At 74.8% G+C, this 3,981-nt stretch carries 4 protein-coding genes; all 4 read right to left on the minus strand.

The genetic code is table 11. From position 1 onward, the window contains the following. Positions 1-204 precede the first annotated feature (204 nt). Positions 205-999 (minus strand): hypothetical protein, encoded by a 795-nt coding sequence (locus E1284_RS42210; RefSeq protein ID WP_165965609.1) that lies wholly within the window; start codon positions 997-999, stop codon positions 205-207. A gap of 68 nt (positions 1,000-1,067) precedes the next feature. Further along, on the minus strand, positions 1,068-1,787 hold the full coding sequence (locus E1284_RS39265; protein WP_131945208.1) for a VIT1/CCC1 transporter family protein: 720 nt from the start codon (positions 1,785-1,787) through the stop codon (positions 1,068-1,070). Between the two features lie 30 nt (positions 1,788-1,817). Then, positions 1,818-3,026: a prolipoprotein diacylglyceryl transferase gene (gene lgt, locus E1284_RS39270; RefSeq protein WP_131945209.1), complete on the minus strand. Its 1,209-nt coding sequence runs from the start codon at positions 3,024-3,026 to the stop codon at positions 1,818-1,820. Positions 3,027-3,072: 46 nt separating this feature from the next. After that, the coding region (locus tag E1284_RS39275; protein WP_243715017.1) for a DsbA family protein at positions 3,073-3,981 on the minus strand (909 nt) is incomplete at its 5' end.

A 3,981-nucleotide genomic window follows, 5' to 3' on the forward strand; every position in this document is an offset into this window, starting at 1 on the left:
TCCCGGCGGGGCGCCGGCCTGCGGGGCGGTGTGCCGCGGCGCGGGGCGCCCGCGCGGGCGGGCGCCGTGCGGCGCGGGCCGGGCCGGCCGCGGCCCTGCCGGTTCACCGGTGCCCGTCCGCGGCCGCCGCGGCGGGGTTCATCGGGGTCCACGAGCGCGCAGACTACTGTCCGCCGGCCGGTGACGCGCCAGCGCGGGCCGCGCTCACTGCCCGCTCCTCCCGCCGGACGCCAGGTCGAGCCGCCCGTAGAGGAAGTCGGCGGCGTTCTCGATGACGAGGCTCACATCGATCATCTCGTTGAGCGAGGCGGGCTGCGCGCCGCCGGTCCGCTCCACCCACGTGATCACGGCGTAGTGGCCGTAGGTCTTGGCGTAGGCGGCGCTGAACCCGGGCCCGAACGCGGGCGTGCCCGGCGCCTTCAGCGGCACCACCCAGCCGGCGCCGGTCGCCGGGTCGAGGTCGCGCAGGACCTGCTTGACGCCGTCCTCGGTCGCCATGTTCAGCACGATGAACTGGCCGACGTGCTTGTTGTCCTCGCTGACGTAGGCGGCGCGGACGAGCTGGCTGCACTGGTGCTTGGCGAGGTCCTCCTGGAGGCGGGCGCCCCAGGTGCCGTCCTTGCAGTCGTTGGTCAGCTTGGACGCCGCCAGCGTGAACGCGTACTTGTCGCCCTTGACGCTCTTGGCGCCGAACGCCTCGCCCTCGGTGATCGCGCGGGCGTCGGCGGACCGCGCCGCGATCTGGCCGAAGCCCTCGCCGAGGTAGTCGGGCGTGTACGCCACCGGCACCGCCGGCTTGGCCGCGGTCCCGTCGCCGCCGCCACCGGTCAGCAGGACGGCGGCCACCGCCGCGACGACCACCACGACCAGCCCGGCGGCCGCGCCGAGCAGCAGCTTCGGACGGGGGCGCCTGCGGCCGGGTTTCTCCTCCGGCCAGAAGTCCTGCCCGCCGCCCTTCTGCGCGGTCTGGGCGGAACCTGGGTCACGAGCCTCGATCACGCCCCGGAGCTTAGCGGTCCCGCGGTCTCCGCGCGCCCAAAAGGGCCATTCGTCCAGATTCCTTGGCGCTACAGGCCGTTGGTGCCGATCAGCGCGCCCACGGCGTAGGTGATGCCCGCCGCGGCGGCGCCGAACAGCAGCTGCCGCGCCCCGCCGAACCACCAGGGCCGGCTGGTGATCCGCGCCACCAGCGCCCCGGCGAGGAACAGGCCGAGGGCCGCGACGATCGCCGCCGGCCACAGCGAGGTCGCGCCCAGCAGGTACGGCAGCACCGGCAGGACCGCGCCGACCGCGAACGACAGGAACGACGAGCCCGCCGCCAGCACCGGGGACGGCAGGTCCCCCGGCGTCACGCCGAGCTCCTCCCTGGTGTGCACCTCCAGGGCCTCGTCGGGGTTGCGGGACAGCTGCCGGGCGACCTCGGCGGCCGTCGCCGGGTCCACGCCGCGCGCCTCGAAGACCTCGGCGAGCTCGCGCTCCTCGGCGGCCGGGTGCCGGGCGAGCTCCAGCCGCTCGACCTCGATCTCCGCCTCGGCCAGCTCCGACTGGGAGGCGACCGAGATGTACTCCCCCGCCGCCATCGAGAACGCGCCCGCCGCGAGCCCCGCGAGGCCGGCCAGCAGCACGACCTTCTGGCTCGCCTGCCCGCCCGCGACGCCCGCGATCAGCGCGAAGTTGGAGACGAGCCCGTCCATCGCGCCGAACACCGCGGGCCGCAGCCAGCCCCCGGTGACGTCGCGGTGCTGGTGGTGGTGCTCCGGCACGGCGCCGGTCTTCTCACTGCTCATCTGGTCCCGCGTCCGACACCCTCGCCGCTCCTACTTCCCGTCCGCGACGGGCTCCCCCTTCGCCATCCGGCCGGGGTCGGCGGCACCGTCGCCCTCATTCTCCACGGCCCCGGTCCCGGGGTCGGCCACCGGGTCGTCCTCCGGGACCTCGTCGGCGGGAGGGTCCTCAGCGGATGCCGTCTCCGGTTCGCCCGCCTCGGCCGTGTCCGCGGCCTCAGGCTCGGTCTCGGCCTCGTCCTCGGCCTCGTCCTTGGCCTCGTCCTTGGCCTCGTCGGCCTCCGGCGCGGGCTTCGCGTCGGGCTTCGCGTCGGCGTCCGTGTCAGCCTCGGCGCCAGCGTCCGACTCGGTCCGGGGCTCGCTCGCGGCGGGGACGGCGGCGGTGCCCGCGACGGCGGGGACGACCACGTTCTCCGGCCCGGTGCGGTTGCGGGCCAGGTACAGGTAGGCGACCGCGCCGGCGAACAGGATGATCGACGTCCAGTCGTTCAGCCGCATGCCGAGGATGTGGTGGGCGTCGTCGATGCGCAGCGCCTCGATCCAGCCGCGTCCGACCGTGTAGGCGGCGACGTACAGGGCGAACGCGCGGCCGTGGGTGAGCTTGTAGCGGCGGTCGGCCCAGATGACGAGGACGGCGACGCCGACGCACCACAGCGACTCGTACAGGAACGTCGGGTGATAGGTCGCGATGTCGGCGTACCTGGGGTCGAGGCCGGGCCCGCCGTCCAGCATCGGCCGGTGGTTCTCGTCGATCTTCAGCGCCCAGAAGGTGTCCAGCGGACGGCCGTACAGCTCCTGGTTCCAGTAGTTGCCCCAGCGGCCGACCGCCTGCGCCAGCACGATGCCGGGCGCGACCGCGTCGGCGAGCGCCAGCGCCGAGATGCCGCGGCGCCGGCAGCCGATGTAGGCGCCGACCGCGCCGAGCGCGATCGCGCCCCAGATGCCGAGGCCGCCCTTCCAGATCTCCAGCGCCCGCAGCGGCTCGCCGTGCTCCCCGAAATACCGCTGGTAGTCGGTGATCACATGGTAGAGCCGCCCGCCCACCAGGCCGAACGGCACCGCCCACACGGCCACGTCGACGATCACGCCCGGCGTGCCGCCCTTGGCGGCCCAGCGCCGCTCGCCCAGCCAGACCGCGGCGACGATGCCAAGAATGATCATGATGGCGTAGGCGCGGACCGGCACGGGCCCGAGGTGCCAGACGCCCTGCGAGGGACTCGGAATGTAGGCGAGCTGGTGCATGACCGCTGACGTTACCGCCTCCCGGGCGCGCTGCGCGCCCTCTCTGTCACCGCAACGCGACCGTTGCCCGGGGCATGCCCCGGGCCGGGGCCGCGTCGCCGGTCGGCGTGCCGCTCGAACGCGTGCCGCCGGATGCCGGGGCGCTCCCGGCGGCCTTCGCGACGGCCTTCTTCAGCTCGTCGGGCGAGCCGAGGACGTCGTCGCCGACCTTCCTGCCGTTCAGCGCCAGGTACGGGGTGGCGTCGACGCCGGACCTCCCCGCCAGGGCGCTCGCCTGGTTCACCGTCTTCATCTTCTGCTCGCCGTTGACGCAGGCGGCGAAGGCCGGGTCGGTCACGCCCAGGTCGGCCGCCCACGCGATGAGGTCCTGCGGGAGGAACCCCTTCTCGCCCTCCTCGGGCTGCTCGGCGTAGAGCCGGTCGTGGTACGCGACCCAGTGGCCGGCGGGCATGCAGGCGGCGGCGTTGGCCGCCCGCCGCGAGTTCGACATCAGCGGCTCCTGCTGGAACAGCTGGAACGGCCGGTACACCACCTTCAGCTCGCCGTCCGCCGCGAGCTGCTTCATCGTCCCGCCGAGCCGCGCCTCCATCGCCTTGCAGGCGGGGCACTGGAAGTCCTCCCAGACGTCGAGGACGGGCGCGGCCGCCCCCGGCTTCGCCATCGCGACCGAGCCGTCCTGCTGCCGGGTCGCGGGCGCGAGCGCGCCCTTGTAGCCGCCGATCGCGGGCCCCCCGCCGCCGTTCCGGGACACCAGCACGACGACGGCCGCGACCACGACCCCCGCCAGGGCGACGGCGCCGAGGACCACCAGCAGCGCGCGCTGCCGCCGGCCCCGTGCCGCCGCCCGTGCCCGTTCGTCCGCGAGGCGCCTGCGCGCCGACGGTCCGCCGCCCTGCTCGCTCATCGATCCCCCGATCGCCACCGTGCGTGCCTGTGAGCTACCACGAGCGTAGCG

Source organism: Actinomadura bangladeshensis (genome assembly GCF_004348335.1).
In the GTDB taxonomy this organism is placed as follows: Bacteria; Actinomycetota; Actinomycetes; order Streptosporangiales; family Streptosporangiaceae; genus Spirillospora; species Spirillospora bangladeshensis.

Bases quoted from the DNA above. Each gene is read 5' to 3' on its own strand.
- E1284_RS39265 (WP_131945208.1), bottom strand. From the start codon at position 1,787: ATGAGCAGTGAGAAGACCGGCGCCGTGCCGGAGCACCACCACCAGCAC.
- lgt (WP_131945209.1), bottom strand. From the start codon at position 3,026: ATGCACCAGCTCGCCTACATTCCGAGTCCCTCGCAGGGCGTCTGGCAC.